Below are 18,210 nucleotides of genomic sequence, written 5' to 3' on the forward strand. Positions count from 1 at the left end.
CGAAATAAGGTATTTTTAACCAAAATATTTCAAGGGAACACTTATGTTAAAGACATCAGCTTTATTAGGAATGGCTCTTTTAAGCTCACAATCATTTGCCGTAGATGATTTCAAAGTTTTAGAGATCAAGGCCTCTAATCCAGCAAACATTAAAGTGAATTTTAGAGTTGATAACCCAACCTCAAAGACGAGACCAAATCTTTCAGGGATTTCACCGCTTAAAATTGATAAGATTCTTATAAAAGAAAACAATACTCCTATCTCTACTGCCGAAGGTTCGAAAGCGGCCTTCGTAACTTGTTCAAGCTGCTCTACGAACATCATTCACATGTCACTAGATTACTCTGACTCGGTTAGAGATCAGTATTATACGCTGGTGAACAGTGCCTTAGACTTTATCAACAAAATGAGCATCGCTCCCGGCGCGACTTTCGTTCGCGTAAGCTTCTTCGCGGGAGACAATATGCTTTATAATCCTAAGGGATATCAAAACTACTACTTCGATCTGGCGACCATGAAAGACATCCTTAAAAGTTATACTTGTAATGACTTTACTTTGGATGGTGCTAAGAACGGAACAACCCTTTGTAACAGTGATAACTCAACAAGACTTAACTCTGCCGTATTTGATAACATTGCCGCACTTGAAGGCGCGAAAATGGAATTCGATAAAAAGTTTGCAAACCCGTCTTACACGTCAGTAATCATCTCAGATGGTAAGAACTTTGATGACGGTGTCTCTATTGAAACGGTGGCGAACTCAGTAAGAGCTTTCCGTGAAAAACAAGGTCGCGTGTTCGCAGTTGCCATGAACTCAAGAGAAAGTGACGTGAATTACTTCACAAAAATTCAGCCAGACAAGATTTATAAATTCAAAAATCTGAGTAAATTGTCAGGTAAGTTGGTTGAAGTTTTCGAAGACCTGAACAATGCTCTACCGGTGTACTACAGCCTTCGTATCTGTTCAGCTCGTCGAGGTGGTCTGGTAAACTTAAACATTTCATCTAAATCGTACAACCTGGAGACGACTTTATCACAAATCGATGCAACAAACTTCAAAGGTGGCTGTAGCATTGAAAATGATAACCAGTGGAATTTTTAATCACTGAGTAGATGGTAGTCTAAAACTTTAGAATCAAAGCGAAGCCAGGGGTGCACGGTCCAGTAAAACAAAGGTTTTTCTGGGAAGGCCCCCCTGGCCTTTTTAATTATCTCTCTGGCCAGTCCCATTTTTCTATAATCTGGGTCTACCGAAAGATTAAATAAGAACATCCCACTCTCCGAAACTCCCACAATCGCAGTCGCCAAAATGTTTTCATCATCTCTAACAAAGAAATGATAATGTGGAGTTTCAAGAGTTAACACAAAAGGTAAAAACCGTTTAATAAAGGGTAAGACCTCTGAATTGTGACGGACCTGATGTCTCCAATAGATTCCTTTTGAAATTGCTTTTCCTAATTCTTCAAAGGTCGCCTCTTCTTGCTGGTGAAGAGGCCCAAACATGCAAATTTTAAAACTTTGTTTAGTAGGTTTATCTGTCGGACCTATGATATTTCGTATACCAAAATGGGTTGAAAGCATTGGTTCCGGGAATCCTGGGATTTCAAACTTACCACTGGGATTTTTAAAATCTCCAAATACCTCATTCCAGTATTGCTCAATCATACCAATCTCAACTGTAGATTTTTGAAACCTGAAAATGACAATGAGTAATGATCCCTAACCGATTCAATATCCGAATCGATCTCAAAGGCCGGGATCACTTTAAATAATTCTTCAAACAGTGTCTTCATTTCCATACGAGCAAGCTTTGCTCCAATACAGTAGTGAGGTCCATGTCCGTAAGCGAAGTTAGGCACTTTGCGATGAATATTTAATTCTTCTGGGAACTGATCAAGAGGAAGATCACGATTAATGGCATGAGTGGAGATAAACATAACGTCCCCAGGAAGAATGGACTGACTTCCCACTTGCGTAGCTTTGCGTGCCACTCTGAAAATGAAGGTAACCGCGGGATCAATTCTCTTACATTCTTCAAGCATTTGTGGAACCAATGCGACATTATCTCTTACCTCTTGTTGAACCTTTGGGTTTGTTGCCAAAAGGAACATGATGTTACTAATTTGATCGGTAGTAGTGGCCATGCCTGCAACCAGCATCATGATTAACTGAGATATTACTTCGTCATTTGTTAGCTTTAGCATCGGCTGGGCCCGAAGAGTAATTGAAACGTAATCTTCTCCAGGATTCTGCCGTCTTTCTTCAATAAGTTTTGTAAAATATGTTTTAAGTGAAAGAGCGGCCGAGTTTACTTCAATGCCGTCTTCATTTCTATATTGAGAGGCCCCGCCAAAAAATCCAGTCATCGTATTGGACCATTGAAGGAACTGAGCTCGATCTTCATCCGGAATACTAAATAAGTCAGCAAGAACAACTGATGGTAGTTTTTTAGCAACCGTTTCTACGAAATCAAAATGTGACTTACCTTTTATATCGTTAACGAGACCCTTTACAGTTGTCTGCAATTTAGCAGTGAACTTCTCAAGAATATGGTCTTCGAAACCGCCGGCGGCGAGTTTTCTCATGTTGGAGTGGGTACTATCATCACTCATCACCATCATTTTCTTAACGACACCGAAAAAATCCCCTATTAGACGTAAATCAAGATTGGGCATTCGAGAGATAAAAAATGGGCCACGGTCTGCACTATAGTCCTCGCTGGTTAGGATTTCTTTTGCATGATGGGCCTTTGTAATCACATGGAAGTTGCCCTTTTCCCAAAAGTAGACTTCACCATAGCTACGGATGTAGTTACTGAATGCATCTGGAAATTCTGCAGTAGACGCTTGTTTTTTAAAGTCTAAAAATGATTGGCCCGTTTTAGTGATCTTCATAGGTCTCCCTTTTGGATGACCCATTCATATCGAATTCACTTAAATAGATATATTCTATGAAATATATAGGAACTATAGGTGAACATCTATACTATTTGATTTTATCGATAACTTTTGGAACTTTTCAAAAGGCATTGTGAGAATCGCCACATCGCGAGAATCAATCTCCGGACAAAGCTTCAGAATCTGATTTTCAGTGATTTCCCAGGGCCTAGGACAGATTCCTCGTGCTTCGAGGAAAAAATCAGGATTAAGCCTTAAAAGCCTCTCAACAAGTAGACCGGCAAGCTTATAAGATTCAGAGTTAGTGATACTCTTACCTTCCAGGCCAAGTGCCTTCTCCACATACCACCATGAAAAGTACACTGCGAGTCCCTCTTCAAGAACATTGGCCGTCATCGAACCGGAAGGTGAAAGAAGATGAATGGACTCATGGGCAAGCTGATAGAGGGCCAGGACTTCAGAGGTTTTTGCCGAATCGGAAAGCTGAATGACGATGTTCTTTTTAGATTTCGGATACCAGATTCGGGGACCAGATTCACAGTACTCAATTCCAAGGATCGTAAAATCCTTATTCCGAGGGCCAAACATCTCCTCAGCGTAGGTCAGCATATCACCTAGTCTTGAAGCAAGAGTCCAGGTAAAGCCATTTGGAATTTCCGTGGCGGTTATTAGTGATTCATTCACCTAATAATTATCCAAAATTTTATTCCGAAGTAAAAGCTAAAGAGGGATTAAGTCCTGATTCTAAGCAAAACAAAAGAAATTTAAATAAGATACAATCGCTTGAAAAAGGGTCGATCTCGTAAAAAACCGTGCATTGGAAATCAGGCTTGGTAAAATTCTAATAACGAGTTAATACATTAAGCTGTATGTTGCACGTTTTCTCAAAAGCTTAAAACACTTAAAGGATTAAGTATGAAAGCTTATCTCAAGGCCACACTTGGCTCAATCATGATCAGTGTTCTTGCTACCGGCTGTAATCAAGATTCATCCAACTCAAATTCAGTCTCAACAAACTTCGCAGTAACAGGTTCTGGCCAAAATGCGGTAGCTCAGGGCCAATTTCAAAAGGCCTTTTCTTTTATCATGCCATCAGCAATTGCTCTGACTCCGCCATTACTAGTTGATTCGAACGGAACTCAGGTCGATCTTAATGAGGCCTGGATTGCTTTAAAACACATTCAATTTAAAACTTCAGTATCAGACGATTCAAATGGCAATAGTGTTGCTCACTATAATGGCCCATTTTATATTAATCTTCTGAGTGACCAGCCAGTTTCTTTCGGAGAAATCATTTTACCCCAGGAGGGTCTACGTCGGGTGAAAATGCTTCTACATAAGGGAAATTCAATACCCGCGGATGCACCCGCTGGATTAAGCGGCAAAAGTATTTACTTCAATGCCATGGTAAACTCACAGAATCTTATTTTTGAGGCCGACGAAACCACTGACTTCTCAATAAGTGGTTCCAATGCCGTCGTCCCGGAAAGAGATAAAGATCTTTTAACGGTGATTAGGATGGCAGATCTTTTCAAAAAAATTGATCTTTCAGGGATTAATTCAAATACCACAATTTCATCTTCATCAAGATTTCCGGCGGTAAATCCATGTCCAGAAATTCATCCAAGTGCTTCAGATTTATATACATGTTTTCGTATGGGAATAAGTCAAGAGGCCCGATTCGGAAAAGATGACGGGGATAAAGACCTGGATGCGAACGATGAAGTTGTAAATGAATAAATTGTCACATGCAGAGGCATATACAGATGCCTCTGCATCGACTAAAATTTCTTTGAATGTACAAACTCAGACCCTATCAGCAGGAAGCTGTTGATAATACGATTAAATACTTCCAGAAAAAGCGCGATCCGGCGCTGATTGTGCTTCCTACAGGAGCGGGAAAAAGTCTTGTCATTGCTGAGATGGCCAGAATCGCTCGGGGCCGAGTGATGGTTCTAGCTCACGTAAAAGAGCTGGTTGAACAAAACTACCTCAAATACACGAGCTATGGTTTAGAAGCCGGAATTTTCTCTGCAAGTTTGGGAAAAAAAGATTGGGATCAGAAAGCCATCTTCGGAAGTGTTCAATCTGTTGCCCGAGCACCCGAAGAATTCTTCCAAGGTTTCTCACTTCTCGTCATTGATGAATGCCATCGTGTGGCCGAAGATGGAGACACTCAGTATCAGGAAGTTATTGAACAGCTTCGTAAAAATAATCCAAACATCTGCATCCTTGGGTTGACAGCGACTCCCTATCGATTGGGCCTGGGCTGGATCTATGAATACTCGCATACCGGAGAATTAAAGACCGAACAGCAACGCTTCTTTAAGCAATGTCTGTATGAGTTACCTCTAAGCTACATGATTAAAAACAAGTTTCTGACTCCGCCAGTGAAAGTGGATATTCCAGTGACTTGTTATGATTTCTCAGAACTCTCAGATAAAAACCGTATGTACACGCAGTCTGAGGTGGAAGAACTTTTAAAAAATCAAAAGCGTCTCACTCCCCTGATTGTAAAGAACATCATCGACATCACTGAGCGCTTCAATCGCCAGGGTGTGATGATATTTAGCGCCAGTGTGAAGCACGCCGAAGAAATTCTTTCATATCTTCCAGAGGGCGAAGCACGCCTGGTGGTGGGAGATACTGAAATATCTGAACGAGATGAGATTGTTCAGGAATTCAAAGACAAAAAGTTTAAATACCTTGTTAACGTTTCAGTGTTAACAACTGGTTTTGATGCTCCTCACGTAGATGTAATCGCGATCCTTCGTCCAACGGAATCAAATAGCCTTTATCAGCAAATTGTGGGGCGTGGTCTTCGCCTTGAACCAGGTAAAACAGATTGTTTCATTCTGGATTATACAGGTATGGGACACGACATCTATACGCCGGAGATCAGCGATAAAAGGCCCGCAAAAGAATCAGTGCCTGTATTTGTACCTTGTCCTAAGTGTGGCTTTGAAAACACTTTCTGGGGTCTTACAGACTACGATGGCGACATTATCGAACACTATGGACGCAAATGCCGTGGGGCCGAACATGACGTGGCGACATTAAAGGTCACCCCTTGTGGTTACCGCTTTCGTTATAAACTTTGCCATGCTTGTGGGACTGAGAATGATGTTACGGCCCGGGCCTGTGAAAAATGTGATGCGACTTTGATAGATGCAGATTCAAAGCTTAAACAGGCGAAGCTCTCAAAGAATGCTCATGTACTGACACCGGATAAAATTACCTTTGAAGAACGCTTGGATAAGAACTCAAATCCATATCTGGAAGTTCGATATTACGATGCTGACGCCAAATATCTGAGTGAGGCCCACTTTTTCAGTAACCAATCTTCATTTAAAAAATTTCAAATTAACTTTTTACGTTCGCATTTAAGACGACCAGAACTTTCAACGGCCATGACGACTCCACAGGATGTCATCAAGTATCAGAAACTTCTCCGCCTACCTTCGTTTGTTATTGCTCGTAAGCAAGACAAGTTTTGGAAGATTACGGAAAAGGTGTTTGCTGAGGAACTTTAATTGATACAATTATTTGCACATTTCATAGTGCTCCTATAATATACGGCCCATGATTTCGGATAAAACTCGCTCCCGCTGGGCCATCAGCTGTATGTTCTTCCTTCACGGTCTTTGTTTCTCATCTTGGGGATCGCGAATTCCGGCCATACAAGAAATGCATTCACTTTCTGAGGCGCAACTCGGGACACTTCTTTTAACTCTCCCAGTTGGCTCCATTCTTTCTATGGCACTGGCCGCGGCCTTTGTTTCAAAATTTGGCAGTAAGAAAGTTCTCTTCAGCGCAATTCTCATTTATCCAACACTGCTTGTAACTTTGGGCCTCGCCCAAACTGTTTGGCAGCTCTCAATTTTGTTAGTGCTATTTGGTCTTGCGAGTAATCTGGTGAACATTTCACTTAATACTCAGGCAGTTGAGATCGAGACGATCTACGGTCGCTCAATTATGGCATCAATGCATGGACTTTGGAGTCTGGCAGGATTTGTGGCGGCATTTATCGGTGCCTTCATGATCGAAGGCCAATACGTTCCTTATCAACACTTTCTGTTCATCTTCGCGGCCATCTTCATTATGGCCTTCATGGCGTCATCTAATCTTCTGCCCGATCGGTCGAACAAGTCCGGTACATCAACCAGTCTTTTCAAATTGCCTGAAAAGTCTCTTCTCATCCTAGGAGTTATTTGCTTTCTCTCTATGATCTGTGAAGGCGCGATGTTTGACTGGAGCGGAATCTATTTCAAGAAAGTCGTAAACGCTGAAGGTGGTTGGGTAGGTGCGGGTTACGTGGCATTCATGTCGACTATGGCCGGTACCCGATTCATTGCAGACGGCTTCAGAGAAAAATTTGGTATGAAGAAAACTCTTCTCGTCAGTGGATTTCTCATAGCCACAGGTCTTATGATCTCGGTTATCTTCCCTTACCTTGTACCTTCACTGATTGGGTTTCTTTTAGTGGGCTCTGGAGTTTCAGCGGTAGTTCCAATGGTTCTAAGTGAAGCGGGGAAAACCTCTCCTCTTTCACCAAGTTCCGCCATCGCCTCCGTTTCAACTATTGGCTTTTTTGGATTCCTTCTTGGTCCTCCCCTTATTGGATGGATTGCAGGGGCATCTAGCTTAAGAATCTCATTCACTGTAATTGCGATCATGGGTCTGTCTATTGCAGTCTTGTCTGGAAAGAGAAATTGACAAGTTTTCATGAAACATTCTGATAAGGTCCTCATGGCCGGTTAGAAAGTGACGCTTAAAAACCGTGGCATTTGCCTGTTGACCTTCAAGAACATCAAAATCTTGATGCAAGATCTTGTCCAAAATTTCTAAGCTCTGAATAGCGGTGGTTCTATCGTTTCCATATGAAAACAAGTAGGTCCTTAGGATTGACTTATCCACTGTCAGAGGCTCAATAATAAACCAGACAAATCCTGAGTTCATAAAAAGCGCAAAGGCAAAGGGAAAAATGAAATACATAATATTGATCCCTTTCAAATTTTCTTCATCTCTTGAAGAATTCAAGTCATTCAAAGGAACCATTGTTCTAGAATTATTTCCTCTCCGTTCATTCATTGAAAAATAAGCATTTTCAAAATTACCGAGGATAGAATGATGGGCAAAGGGAAAATGATACGTCTCAAGTAGAGACTCCACCAGGAACTTCCAGTTACTTTTTATTTCAAAATCTCGTTTTTCCAAAAACTCCGATGTTTTAGAAAGAACTGTTATTTCTTCAAAAAATTCCGGTTTCTCACCCGTATAGGCCATTCCACCCAAAGTTATCGAATCCATCGTTAGCAGTCTTAAACTTCCAGGTTTGTAAGGACATATGTGTCCAGTGGAGGATTTAAGGAGTCCTTCCTGATCAAAAGACCACCCATGATAAGAGCAAACGAATTCATCTCCCTTAATCGCTAACCTGGCCCCACGATGAGGACAAGAATTTTTAAAGAACTGTCCTTTGCTATTTTTCAGAAACTCAGACTCTGGTCCGTGTATTTGAAAAGTATTCTTAAGTGCGGCCATTTCTTTGTCGAAAATTTCGAAGGAGTAGTAATTTGAAGTAGGCAGAGAAAAATTTCGAGGTAAATGAGGATCTTCCTTCTGCTTTTTCATATGCTCTAAAAGTCCACTTTTCAACTCGACTAACATGTAAACTCCATGGCCTTATCGAGTCTTTGAACATAATGGCAAAGATTACTTCTTCTCATAAGTTCATGCTTCAGCGGTGATTCAATGGGTTGCTTCAGGATGGTGGCCAAAAAAGAATAGGCTGTTGCATCGAAGACTGAAATTTTGTCCTCAAAAAAATGTTCTTTCTCACCAAGGAGTAAGGAGAGGGCCATTAAGTGTTTAGCGCCTATTTCATAGACCTCGTCTTTTGTATGTCTTCCCATTCCTTGTTCGTATGCTTGTTTCGTAAGGTTTTTCTTTAGATAGGTCAAAAATGGTCTTCCTATTAAGGGCGGAAGTAGAGGTACAAATTCATTTTCAATGACTATATACCCTTCCGGATCAATCCATCTTGAATAAAGCAGAACAAAATAGAGACTTTCCTCGATCATCGTTTTGAATGCCAACGACTGGGCCTTTTGTAGTGGGCACTGAATTTCCAAATGAAAAAGATGATAATTTTTAACGAGATGATCCAAAATATAACTGGAGTCCGCAATTATCTTTCCATCCTCTATAAAGGGCATTTTACCTTTTGGCCCTCTGGAAGGGTTTCTTTCTACATGAACCTTATACGGCAGCTTAGCAAGTTTAAGAAAAAACTCTACCTTGATACAGAATGGGCTCAGACTTGGAAGTTTAAAGGAAGGCGGATATTGATGAAGAACGATCATGGGAAAACCTTTAAAGTGTGAAGTTGCTTTAGAAATAAATGATGAAAAAATTTATAAGACTGGCAGAGTTTTAAATAACCTTTTAGCAATTCTTTCCCAAGCCCCTTGTCTTGAGAGCCATAACGAGAAAGTTGATAGGGAAGATTTCCTAAGAGGCGGCATTCATCTTGAAATTCATCAGTGCTTATATTTTTTTGAAGTAATTCCACCTGCTGAAGAGCAACAGTCATCCCTTGCCCAAACACAGGGTTAAGTGACATAACTGCGTCTCCCAAAACGACCACATTGGAAGGAAGACAAGGCAACAGTCGACGGTGAATGTCTTTCTTCCTGAAGAAATAGGGCCCAGCGCAAGGGACCGCCGACCCAATGATTTTTATAAAGTTATCTGATGGAATCTCCCTGGCCTTCCTTAAAAAGTCACTTAGCTCCCTACATTCACTATACTCATGTTCATACTCAATCAATGTAACTATGATTTTCCCATCTTCAATCGGACTAATCACACCCCCCATTCGATTAACTGAAGGATCTATTTGATAATAATACTGGCCCGTCTCATTAAGGTTCAGGTCGTTACGGAAAAATACATAACTCCGGTAAGTCAGATTAATCTCTTGTTTTTCAGACGGAACATCCAATTGCAAAAAACGATCAAGAGGAAGATTTTGACCTCCTGCTATGACAATAAGGTCTCCCTGTAATTGACTTAGATAACTTACTTTACCCTTAATAAACTCAACGTTATTTTCTGTGATCATGCATCTCATGGTTCTCGCAAGAAGGAGTCGGCTCATTGAGAGGGCCCGCACTGATGAAGCATATCTTGGAAACTCTCCATCATGATTTTCCCACTGGGTATCAAGTGACCAGTCAATCTCTGGGCAACCGGCCTTACTAAGTCGTTCTTTAATTCCTGGAAAAATTCTCTCCAACGCTTCTTGACCGGCCTGAAGCAAAACATGCAGATGAAAGGACTGAGCGGGGATGTCCCCTTCAATGACTCTGACCAAATCAAATCTTTTAGCAAGAACTTTGGCAGCAGCAATTCCAGCAAAGCCACTCCCTACAATTACCGCAGTTTTCATATAATTCCTTCCATAACAGTATGAAGTCTAAACAGATCATTCAGACCGGAAACATAGGATTTAATATCGAAAGTTTTCACGTCCAGAATGCGATTTGACAGCTTCGTGAGCTTCTCCTCTAATTCATCCATCAACTCAGTCATAGCGATTTCAATACCCATGGGATGAAAAAACATTTCATTGGTCACATCTCCTTCGCCCTTTTCACGCTTATATGTGGCAAGAAGATTTCCAATTCGCCCCACTCTTTGGCCATCGATGAATATCTCTCTCATTTTACCCAACTCTTGAATTGTAAGATCGCTGGAGGCCATTAAATCAATCATTCCAGCGGCCACCATACCCATGTTATAAGGACCAAATAATTTCCCCTCTGAGAGGTTTCTAATTGAAGGCCGAGCTGTCATCATCTCTGAATATTGATTGGCCAGAAAAACATGCTTTATGTCGAAATTTAAAACGTCACGAAATTCGTTATAGCGAGGGAAGCGGGCCAGAGTCTCTCGCATTTCACGGAAGAGATGTATAACCAAGTCATGAGTGGGACTAATCTGATCTGGATAATAGACATCCATGAGATTTAAGCGGTACAGATCCTTTAAAAGTTTTGGATTATAAAAAGAAGGATTATCGGCCAGATCATCATAAATTGTGATGATTGTCCCTAAGCAAAATTTTGCATAGAGAACATCATCTATTTTATCCTCATCCGCTGAACTCAGAGTTGTATCTTTGTAGCCTTTTACTAAAAACTCGGTAAAGAGTCTCGAATCTCGATGGTTGAAGATCTTTTGGTATTTTTGGATCAATAGTTGAATTTTATTGTCCATAAATCACGTCACGAATTTTTAAAAGCTGATTAGACTTAGGATGTAAAGTCACAAGAGGACGATATTCAATTTGGGAATCGAAAATCCCAAACTGAACTCTTTCACAAAAGCACTTAATGATGATTTCTGCCTCCATGTAGGCCACCTTTTCCCCAATGCAATTCTTCGGCCCCAGACCAAAAGGAAGAAAAGACTTCACGTTTGCTTGAAATCTCTCAGGAGAAAATGTCCCGGGGTTCGAGTGAAACTTGGGGTGATGGTGAATCTGTTTAATCCCTATCAGGACCTGATCACCTTTATTAATTTTTACTCCGTTCAAATTAGTCCCCTTACTCGCCTCCCTTGCAAGCATATAGGCAGGAGGAAAAAGCCTAAGCGCCTCCATATAAACATGATGAGCAATCTCCTCATCACCTTCTTTAATTTGCCTCATATATTGGGGATGATTTGCAAGCAAGAGAAATGTAAAGGCCAAAGAAGAGGCGGTAGTTTCATGGCCCGCGAACAAGAATGTCATACATTGGTCAATTAATGTTTCATCCTCAAAAAATATCTTGTGTACATTCGTAGTTGTTGGAAGTTTATTCTTCAAAGTATTTTGTATTTTAGAGCGTAAAGACTTTCTCAATCTTCTAATTAACAAATTGGTGGGTGTCGGAATGATCAGTGGAAGCGGCAACATAGAAACCATTCTATTTCCACAAAGCTGATTAAGGGTCTTATATTCTGAGACAATGTCCTGGGCACCCTGTTTAATGTCTATTCCTAAAAACATTCCGAAAGCATTACGTAAAACCAAATCTGCCATAAAGTCGGATATATCGATAAAGGACCCCGGTCGGAGGTTTTCAATGGCTTCATTTGTATTTTTTAAAACGATCTTCTTCATTTCTTCCATGTTCGATGGAAGTAGCATTGGTCTGACCTTACGGCGGTTTAATCTAGACTCATCACCGTTTAACTGAACCAACCCTTTGTCGCCAGTGATTGGCTTGATTCGATCGAAGATAGATCTGTTTTGAACAAAAACCTCCGACTCGGAAATCAAAATCTTTTGCGCCAGATCGGGGTCAAAAATCAAGTGAAAGATCTTAGGGCCTATTCTAACCGTTTGAATGTCTTGCAGGCCTTCAGTGAAGCATTCATCCAAAAAAAGAACGGGATTTTTCATGAATTTCTTTAAATTGGTAAAACTTTTCATAGGATAGTTTTAACAACCAAGACAGTTGACTAAAAGTGAATTAATGTCATACTTTATTAACCTATGGATATAGATCGAATTCGCTACTTTAATGTCTTTGCAGAAACTGGATCCTTAGTCAGGGCCTCAGAGGTCCTGCATATTTCACAACCTGCCTTGTCAAAGGCGCTCAAACAACTTGAATCAGAATTAGGAATGAAGCTCATAGAGCCTGAAGGTCGAGGACTGAAACTCACAGCTTCGGGACTTGCCCTGAGAGCAGAAACCAAGGGTCTTCTCACTCAATGGCTGCAAGTGGGAGAAAAGGTTCGTCGCAAGGAAATTGCCGAACCAACCCGAATTGGAACATTCGAAGTCTTCTCCACTTATTTCTTAAAGCATTTAGCTAATACCGTGGATTTCAAAAATTTGGAACTTTTTGAGTTACGTCCCGGGAAGATGGAAGACGCTCTATTAAAAAATGAAATTGATATTGGAATAACGTATTTACCTATTCCTAAAGCGGGACTTGATCTGACTGAAGTTACAAAAGTGAAGATGGCCGTTTATGGCAGAAAGGAACTACTTAATAAGTCGCTTAACGAGTTACCATTTGTGGTTCCCTTGGATCCAGTAGAAGGCGCGCCTACAAAAGTCACGGGCCTAGATGGCTGGCCAGATCACAAAATTCCTCGAAAAATTTCTTACCGAGTGACACTTATGGAATCAGCGCTTGAGTTATGTCGCCGAGGACATGCTGTTGCCTATCTTCCTTCATTTGTAGTGGATGCCCATAACGAAATGTTACTGGCAGAATATCGTCTGCATGAAATCCAAAGTCCGATTCCTGTTAAAGACAGACTTCAGCCAGTTTACCTGGTTCATAAGACGAATAACGAAGACTCTAAATTACATAGGCAAATTGCCAAAGCGTTGCGAGCGATTTAGTAATTTCTTCTTTCGGATTTATGATCGTCAGAAATGCTCACGCCATTCGGAAGAATAATTGTGAAGGTCGTTCCTTTGGCGTCACTACTTTCAACTTCGATTTTACCGTGATGTGCCTCAACGATACCTTTTACTAGTGAGAGACCAAGCCCCCAGCCTTTCTTCCCGCTTGTGAGTGCATTCTCAGCTCTTCTAAATGGTTCAAACAGGGTCTTCAGCATATTGCTTGGAATTCCCTTGCCACTGTTGTGTACATGTAGAATGACATGATGATCGGACTGAATGATTTGAACGTAGATATTTTCTATAGGATCACCATACTTAACCGCATTCGTGAGCAAGTTATCAAGAATTCTTCTAAGAGCGTCACAATTCCAAATCCCAATAACTTTATCCGGAGAATCCAGAACAAAGCGATCACCATGTACCGATGAAAGCTCTTCAAATGCTGCCATTGAAATTGCTCTTAAGTCACACTCCGCAAATTTCATTGCAAGAGGTTGACCCGAGCGCATCGCACTCACATCCAAAAGATCTTTGATCATGCGGTCAGCGCGGTCAATACTATCTACAATTCGGCCACTCGTTCGAAGTCGAACATCAGGTTGCTCCCCATAGCGTGCCATCATTTGAGCACTTGCTTTAGCGGCGGTAAGAGGATTTCTTAAGTCGTGAGACAAAGTGGCTATGAAGTTTTGGATGAGAAGTCTTTCTTCTTCTAACTCATGATAGTCATCAGCATGTGAAATGGCCGCTGATAAAAATCCTGCCATTAATTCTAGAATTCTTTCTTCACGGGCCGTAAATGCATGAGGTTTAAAACTGATAACTGAAATTACGCCAATATTTTTGGATTGATATCCTAGTGGGAGTGCCATCGCAGATCTGACACCCGTCGCTTGAGTAGAAGTAGGATCAACTCGAGGATCATTAGAGACATCATCGGCCCGTTGAATTTTACCAGTCTTAAAGGCAGAACCCACAAGACTACCTGTGATGGGGACCTTAAGATCGAGAAAGCTAGTGATCTTACCGCTTACGGCCTTAACCGTCAGATTGGTTCCTTCGGGCATAACAACAAGTGCGCCGTCTGCACGAGCAATCGTAGTAATGAGATCACAAATGGTCTGCATGACTTTTTCACGATCATGTTGAGCCCCTGCAATCAGGGCCTGGGCAGTTAAAATTTCTTCCATGAGCATTCTGAGCTCTTGGGTTCTTTGTTCAACACGAATTTCTAATTCTTTATTTGCCCTAACCAGAGCGTCTTCATTTATTTTTCTTTCGGTTAAATCTCGAGTCACTTTGGCAAAACCGATGTGATTACCTTTATCGTCTGTTACACGTGTTATAGTAACTTGGGCCCAGAATTCAGAACCGTCTTTTTTAACTCTCCAGCCCTCTTCTTCATAACGGCCTTGCTCTTTAGCAATTTTTAATTCGTATTGAGGATGTTTTCTCTGATTGGCGGCGAAAGTATAGAACTTTGAGAAATGCTGACCTATGATTTCTTCTGCCTTATATCCCTTGAGTCTCACGAGCGCTGTGACATAGACAATAGAAAAAAATCGACTCAAGGTATCCTTAAGGTAATTTTAAAGAATTATTTAAAAAGTTACCTCTTTGAATGGAAAAACATGATTAATTTTTCATACCAAGTGGGAGTTTGTTCATGAATAAGAAGCTTAGTCAGATGTTTCTGTGCCAGTAGCATGGAAGACTTTTGCATCATTTCTCCCAAATATCGGTGGTGAGTGAAATCCATGTTGAGGGTTTTAACGATCACTTCTTCCGCTAAACGTTCACTGCCACGTTGGTAGCGATCAGAATTGATTAAAACGTTATTAATAATTCCGTAGTCCGCCGCTGCCAGATAACCGATGGCATTCAGCAATCTCTCTCGATCTGCTTGATACATTTTGAAGTGAAAATGAAGTTTCTCATGGAGATGTATCTCTTCATTAGCATCAGGATGGATAAATATAGCGACCTGATCCTTATATGGCAGAACAAAACCGACCCCGGCCTGATAATGCTGAGTCGCAAAGCGGTTGAAAATCGCCCCATGCTCGGTTTGATCTAAGTCTACGCCGAATGCGTTCCTGAAGACCTGAGAATTGTCCCCATCATTCAAATGAAAAATTCTATCATTGATATTCGGATTACGTTGATGAATAAATTCTACTAGCTCTGCCAGCATCATGAGTGACTCCACTTCGACAATGAACACTTAAGATTGTATCGAATCATGAATTTTTTGATACATAATTCATGAGGAAATAGTTTCAGTCTAATAATTAGTGCAAAGGTTCTTGCTCTTTACCATTTACACGCTCACAGTAGTTGAGAGGTGTCTCATGGACGAAGACTTACTCCGAACCGTCGTTTCGTATCTAGTAAGGCTGACCGAGGCCGGTGCTACGATTGTCATTTTCACCGGAACCCTTATCTGTTTTTTTCAATATGCCCTATTGGGACTTCGACCCAATTCAAAATATACCTTCCTAGGCATTCGAATTAATCTTGGAAGATTTCTGGCCTTGGGCCTGGAATTTCAGTTGGCCTCAGATTTACTACGAACTGCCGTTGCCCCTTCTTTTGAAGAAATTGGAAAATTGGCAGCAGTTGCCGCTATCAGAACCTCATTAAATTACTTTTTAAGCAAAGAGACGTTGAGTGTAAAAGAGGACCAAGTTAAGCACTCCGAGGCCCGCCAATAGGTTTTATATGGAATATTCAGAATTACCAAAGCATTGGAGAGATGAAATAAAGGGACAAAACCCTGATGAGGCCTTATTTCAACTCTCAACCCATAGAACAGAAATGTCAAAGCGTAGAACAATTCTTTCAGACGCTCGCTCACATATGTCTAATGAAAGAACGCATCTTTCTTACCTTCGTACATCTTTATCTCTCATGACATTTGGAATCACACTCAATCGTTTTAGTGTTTATTTGCGAGAAAACAAAATAACGACTACTCATCATGGGCTCCTCCATCAAACAGAGTATGTTGGCCTAGCAATCGTTATATTGGGAGTCATTATTTTGATGTGGGCCCTATATCGATTCCGAAATGTAAGCCAACAAATTGAAAACAACACTTATACCTCTCCAAAGCTCTCCCTAACCATATTAACTCTCGCCATCATTATTTTGGGAGGGTTGACGGTCTTATGGCTGTTTGTTTTTAAAGGATAGTACTATGAACCATCCTACACTCATCTTAGTCATTTCAGGTTAGGAGAATGCACCCCTCTTAATCTTTTTTAACCTGCCATTTTTTGACATGAAAAAAATTTTAAACACGCATGATCTTAAAAAGAATTCATGAATTTTCATTCATAACTTCCTCTGAATCAGGCCCTTAAAGATTTTACAATTTTAATTACAGAAAAGGAGTTGCATCTCATTGCACTTGGAGTAATTTAGAGCTATGAAAACGTTTTTGCTGTCTGTTTTCATTCTCGCGACTCTACTGATTGGAAGTTATTCCAATGCAAGATTCATTACTCGAATTAAAACTGTAGTAACCACGTCTCTTGATATCGTTAAAGTTGAATCAGAAGCAGCACTTCCAATTGAGAATCATGAGATCTTAGCGATCATCGAACCGACTTCCGAATTTATTGCTTATGTTATTGTTCATCCTGAGGATGAGCACTATCACAAAACAAATCCTTCTTTGAACCCGCTCTATATGGCGCATCCGCCACCTTCTCTTTCTTAGTCCCTGTTCCTTTAACTTATTATTATTCGTTTTAAATTTATAACGTTTGAACTCGTGAGGTTCCATGAAAACTCGTTCATTTTTGGGTGGCATTGCCACTCCTGCTCTAATTGCGTGCTTAATGTTCTTTGCTTCTTGTAAAGAAGAAGTCCATCACAAAGAAGACTCTACTTACAGTGTGACTAGGCCGTGGAAAAAGACCGTCGAAGTTCATCAGCAGTATGTGGCGCAGATACGCGCATATCAGCACATTGAAATTCGATCTTTTGAGAAAGGCTATCTTCAGAACATTTTTGTCGACGAAGGTCAGTTGATTAAGAAAGGCGATAAAATGTTTCAGACCATGCCTCTTTTAGTGCAGGCCGAATATGATAAGGCCAAGGCAGAATTTGAAATCTCAAACATTGAGTATAAACAGACTGAAAAACTGGCAAAGCAGAAAGTTGTTTCCGCCAATGAACTAGCTCTTACTAAGGCCAAGTTCGAGAAGAAGAAAGCAGTCCTTGATCTCGCTAAGGCTCATCTGGACTTCACTACGATCACCGCCCCTTTCGATGGCTATATGGACCGCTTCAAAGTGCGACTTGGAAGTCTGGTAGAAGAAGGAGAACTCTTAACGACCCTTTCAGACATCAGTCAGCTTTGGGTGTATTTCAACGTTTCTGAAAGAGACTACCTAAACTATATGGCCCTCAAAAAAACCTCTGGCGGCCCTGGTACAGTGAAACTGATTCTCGCCAATGGGAAAGAATATGATCAACCAGGAAAGATCGACACCATCGAAGCGGATTTTGATAATGAAACTGGTAACGTGGCCTTCCGTGCGAGTTTTGCTAATCCAGACAGTCTTCTTCGTCATGGAGAAACCGGCAACGTTGTTTTGACTGAAAAAATCGAAAACGCTCTGGTTATTCCCCAAAAGGCAACCTTTGAGGTTCTAGATAAAAAATATGTGTTCGTAGTGGATGACAAAGGTGTTGTTCAACAAAGAGAGATTGAGATCGATAAAGAAGTTCCTCACCTTTTTATTGTTAAGTCAGGACTCTCTGAACAAGACACTGTCCTTCTTGAAGGTCTGGGTAAGGTCAATAAAGGTCAAACCATTAAGACTAAATTTCAACAGGTCCCTGAAGTTGTTAAGAGCTTAGAGCTCGCTGCTAACTAAGGATGAT

At 40.9% G+C, this 18,210-nt stretch carries 19 protein-coding genes; 9 read left to right on the forward strand and 10 right to left on the reverse strand.

The annotated features are described in order from the left end of the window. The first annotated feature begins 43 nt into the window (after positions 1 to 43). On the forward strand, positions 44 to 1,102 hold the full coding sequence (locus tag SOO65_RS12705) for a vWA domain-containing protein (protein ID WP_321390448.1): 1,059 nt from the start codon (positions 44 to 46) through the stop codon (positions 1,100 to 1,102). Here SOO65_RS12705 and SOO65_RS12710 read toward each other — a convergent pair. From SOO65_RS12710 to SOO65_RS12720, 3 genes are all read right to left on the reverse strand, one after another. Further along, the gene (locus SOO65_RS12710) at positions 1,099 to 1,665 is read right to left on the reverse strand and encodes a GNAT family N-acetyltransferase (RefSeq protein ID WP_321390450.1); all 567 of its coding nucleotides are present in this window, start codon (positions 1,663 to 1,665) and stop codon (positions 1,099 to 1,101) included. The two genes, SOO65_RS12705 and SOO65_RS12710, sit on opposite strands and share 4 nt — an antisense overlap. Next, on the reverse strand, positions 1,662 to 2,894 hold the full coding sequence (locus tag SOO65_RS12715; RefSeq protein ID WP_321390454.1) for a cytochrome P450: 1,233 nt from the start codon (positions 2,892 to 2,894) through the stop codon (positions 1,662 to 1,664). Before SOO65_RS12715 ends, SOO65_RS12710 begins: the two co-directional genes overlap by 4 nt. A gap of 72 nt (positions 2,895 to 2,966) precedes the next feature. Continuing rightward, positions 2,967 to 3,581, reverse strand: a complete 615-nt coding sequence (locus tag SOO65_RS12720; RefSeq protein ID WP_321390458.1) for a hypothetical protein — start codon at positions 3,579 to 3,581, stop codon at positions 2,967 to 2,969. Positions 3,582 to 3,812: 231 nt separating this feature from the next. Between SOO65_RS12720 and SOO65_RS12725 the strand changes: the two genes are divergently transcribed. Genes SOO65_RS12725 through SOO65_RS12735 form a run of 3 tightly spaced genes read left to right on the forward strand, consistent with a single transcriptional unit; the run spans position 3,813 to position 7,613 of the window. Further along, positions 3,813 to 4,637, forward strand: coding sequence for a hypothetical protein (locus SOO65_RS12725; protein ID WP_321390459.1), 825 nt, complete (start codon positions 3,813 to 3,815; stop codon positions 4,635 to 4,637). A 56-nt stretch (positions 4,638 to 4,693) separates the two neighbouring features. Further along, the gene (locus tag SOO65_RS12730; RefSeq protein ID WP_321390460.1) at positions 4,694 to 6,430 is read left to right on the forward strand and encodes a DNA repair helicase RadD; all 1,737 of its coding nucleotides are present in this window, start codon (positions 4,694 to 4,696) and stop codon (positions 6,428 to 6,430) included. Positions 6,431 to 6,479: 49 nt separating this feature from the next. After that, entirely contained in the window at positions 6,480 to 7,613 is a 1,134-nt protein-coding gene (locus SOO65_RS12735; RefSeq protein WP_321390463.1) for an MFS transporter, read from the forward strand. Here SOO65_RS12735 and SOO65_RS12740 read toward each other — a convergent pair. From SOO65_RS12740 to SOO65_RS12760, 5 genes are read right to left on the reverse strand one after another with little or no spacing between them, the layout of a single operon-like run. Beyond that, positions 7,551 to 8,567: an aromatic ring-hydroxylating oxygenase subunit alpha gene (locus tag SOO65_RS12740; protein ID WP_321390466.1), complete on the reverse strand. Its 1,017-nt coding sequence runs from the start codon at positions 8,565 to 8,567 to the stop codon at positions 7,551 to 7,553. The two genes, SOO65_RS12735 and SOO65_RS12740, sit on opposite strands and share 63 nt — an antisense overlap. Further along, on the reverse strand, positions 8,561 to 9,262 hold the full coding sequence (locus SOO65_RS12745; protein ID WP_321390470.1) for a glutathione S-transferase family protein: 702 nt from the start codon (positions 9,260 to 9,262) through the stop codon (positions 8,561 to 8,563). The genes SOO65_RS12740 and SOO65_RS12745 overlap by 7 nt, the downstream gene beginning before the upstream one ends. Beyond that, the gene (locus tag SOO65_RS12750) at positions 9,259 to 10,350 is read right to left on the reverse strand and encodes an FAD-dependent oxidoreductase (RefSeq protein ID WP_321390475.1); all 1,092 of its coding nucleotides are present in this window, start codon (positions 10,348 to 10,350) and stop codon (positions 9,259 to 9,261) included. The genes SOO65_RS12745 and SOO65_RS12750 overlap by 4 nt, the downstream gene beginning before the upstream one ends. Continuing rightward, positions 10,347 to 11,180, reverse strand: a complete 834-nt coding sequence (locus SOO65_RS12755) for an isoprenoid biosynthesis enzyme family protein (protein ID WP_321390476.1) — start codon at positions 11,178 to 11,180, stop codon at positions 10,347 to 10,349. The genes SOO65_RS12750 and SOO65_RS12755 overlap by 4 nt, the downstream gene beginning before the upstream one ends. Then, positions 11,170 to 12,351, reverse strand: coding sequence for a cytochrome P450 (locus SOO65_RS12760; RefSeq protein ID WP_407676963.1), 1,182 nt, complete (start codon positions 12,349 to 12,351; stop codon positions 11,170 to 11,172). Before SOO65_RS12760 ends, SOO65_RS12755 begins: the two co-directional genes overlap by 11 nt. 93 nt (positions 12,352 to 12,444) lie before the next feature. On the opposite strand from SOO65_RS12760, the gene SOO65_RS12765 reads away from it, so the two are divergent. Next, on the forward strand, positions 12,445 to 13,308 hold the full coding sequence (locus SOO65_RS12765) for a LysR family transcriptional regulator (RefSeq protein WP_321390479.1): 864 nt from the start codon (positions 12,445 to 12,447) through the stop codon (positions 13,306 to 13,308). Here the strand turns inward: SOO65_RS12765 and SOO65_RS12770 are convergent. Both SOO65_RS12770 and SOO65_RS12775 read right to left on the reverse strand, forming a co-directional pair. Beyond that, positions 13,305 to 14,885, reverse strand: a complete 1,581-nt coding sequence (locus tag SOO65_RS12770) for a sensor histidine kinase (RefSeq protein ID WP_321390485.1) — start codon at positions 14,883 to 14,885, stop codon at positions 13,305 to 13,307. The genes SOO65_RS12765 and SOO65_RS12770 overlap by 4 nt on opposite strands. Before the next feature lie 38 nt (positions 14,886 to 14,923). After that, entirely contained in the window at positions 14,924 to 15,538 is a 615-nt protein-coding gene (locus tag SOO65_RS12775; RefSeq protein WP_321390488.1) for a hypothetical protein, read from the reverse strand. Between the two features lie 127 nt (positions 15,539 to 15,665). Here SOO65_RS12775 and SOO65_RS12780 point away from each other — a divergent pair, with 127 nt between their 5' ends. The 4 genes from SOO65_RS12780 (at position 15,666) to SOO65_RS12795 (ending at position 18,203) form a co-directional block, all read left to right on the forward strand. Next, a complete protein-coding gene (locus SOO65_RS12780) occupies positions 15,666 to 16,028 on the forward strand; it encodes a DUF1622 domain-containing protein (protein ID WP_321390489.1) in 363 nt (120 codons plus the stop codon). A 7-nt stretch (positions 16,029 to 16,035) separates the two neighbouring features. Then, a complete protein-coding gene (locus SOO65_RS12785; RefSeq protein ID WP_321390491.1) occupies positions 16,036 to 16,509 on the forward strand; it encodes a YidH family protein in 474 nt (157 codons plus the stop codon). A gap of 235 nt (positions 16,510 to 16,744) precedes the next feature. Continuing rightward, positions 16,745 to 17,038 (forward strand): hypothetical protein, encoded by a 294-nt coding sequence (locus SOO65_RS12790; RefSeq protein ID WP_321390499.1) that lies wholly within the window; start codon positions 16,745 to 16,747, stop codon positions 17,036 to 17,038. Positions 17,039 to 17,102: 64 nt separating this feature from the next. Then, positions 17,103 to 18,203, forward strand: a complete 1,101-nt coding sequence (locus SOO65_RS12795) for an efflux RND transporter periplasmic adaptor subunit (protein ID WP_321390501.1) — start codon at positions 17,103 to 17,105, stop codon at positions 18,201 to 18,203. The last annotated feature ends 7 nt before the right edge of the window (positions 18,204 to 18,210 follow it).

The organism is Peredibacter starrii (genome assembly GCF_034259205.1).
Classification (GTDB): domain Bacteria; phylum Bdellovibrionota; class Bacteriovoracia; order Bacteriovoracales; family Bacteriovoracaceae; genus Peredibacter; species Peredibacter starrii.